This window comes from Mesorhizobium sp. M2A.F.Ca.ET.037.01.1.1, assembly GCF_003998075.1.
Taxonomy (GTDB): domain Bacteria; phylum Pseudomonadota; class Alphaproteobacteria; order Rhizobiales; family Rhizobiaceae; genus Mesorhizobium.
In genome coordinates, this window is record NZ_RZSA01001430.1 from 1 (window position 1) to 1,157 (window position 1,157).

Here is a 1,157-nt window from a genome sequence, read left to right on the forward strand (position 1 = left end):
GCCGCCCTCTGGGTTTCCGGGGCCGATGAAGCGCACGCCGGCGCGTTCGAGCGCGGCCCGCCGGTGCGGGTCGGCTTCGAGGCACGAGGCGACATAGAGCGGAACGCGGTCGACGCCGGACACCAGCTTGGATGTCTCCGGCAACCGGATCTGCCGATCGAGGATGATGCGCGCCGGCGAGCGGTTCTCCAGCCCCGGCAGGCGCACGGTCAGCGCCGGGTCGTCCTCGAGCGCGGTGCCGATGCCGACCAGGATGGCGTCGGACTCCGCGCGCATCAGATAGACATCGCGCCGCGCGATCTCGCCGGTGATGGCGACCTGGCCGGCGCCCTTGCGGCCGATCTTGCCGTCGCTCGAAAGCGCAAGCTTCAGAGTTACTTCCGGACGCTTCTTGAGAGAACGAGTGAGATAGCCGGCCATCTGCTCGGCGGCCTCGGCTGCCAGCACCTTCTCCACCACCTCGACACCGGCGGCGCGCAGGATGGCGTAGCCTTTGCCGGAGACGCGCGGATCGGGATCGCTGGCAGCGCCAACGACACGCGCGATGCCGGCATTGACCAGCGCGTTGGCGCAAGGCGGCGTGCGGCCGTGATGGGCGCAAGGCTCCAATGTCACATAAGCGGTGGCGCCTCGGGCCAGTTCACCGGCCTCGGCGAGCGCTTCTGTCTCGGCATGCGGGCGGCCGCCCACGGCGGTCACGCCGGTGCCGACGATCATCGGACCGGCGCCGTCGTCGCGCACGATGATGGTGCCGACGGAAGGATTGGTCGAGGTGCGGCCGGCATTGCGGCGCGACAGCCTGATGGCCGCGGCCATGAAACGGCGATCAAGGGCCGCCTGCGCGGCCTCGTCCAGTCGCGGTCCTGCCATGATCAGCCGGCGTCCTCTTCGGTCTTTTCCTCGTCGCCCTTCAACTCGCCCAGCAGCTCGTGAAAATCCCTGGCCTCGCGGAAATTGCGATAGACCGAGGCGAAGCGCACATAGGCGACGTCATCCAGCGACTTCAGCGCCTCCATGACCAGGCGGCCGACCTCGCCTGAAGCGATCTCGGTCTCGCCCGAGCTTTCGAGCTGGCGCACGATGCCGGTGACCGCGCGGTCGATGCGCTCGGGGTCGACATTGCGCTTGCGCACGGCGATCTCGACGGAGCGCAGCAG

The 1,157-nt window shown here is 69.1% G+C and carries 2 protein-coding genes; both read right to left on the bottom strand.

The window, feature by feature from the left end; all coding sequences use genetic code 11:
- On the bottom strand, positions 1-870 hold an 870-nt coding region (gene ribD / locus EOA27_RS37365), incomplete at its 3' end, for a bifunctional diaminohydroxyphosphoribosylaminopyrimidine deaminase/5-amino-6-(5-phosphoribosylamino)uracil reductase RibD (RefSeq protein WP_189562337.1).
- A gap of 2 nt (positions 871-872) precedes the next feature.
- A partial coding sequence (locus tag EOA27_RS37370; protein ID WP_127258820.1) for an ATP cone domain-containing protein occupies positions 873-1,157 on the bottom strand: 285 nt, incomplete at its 5' end.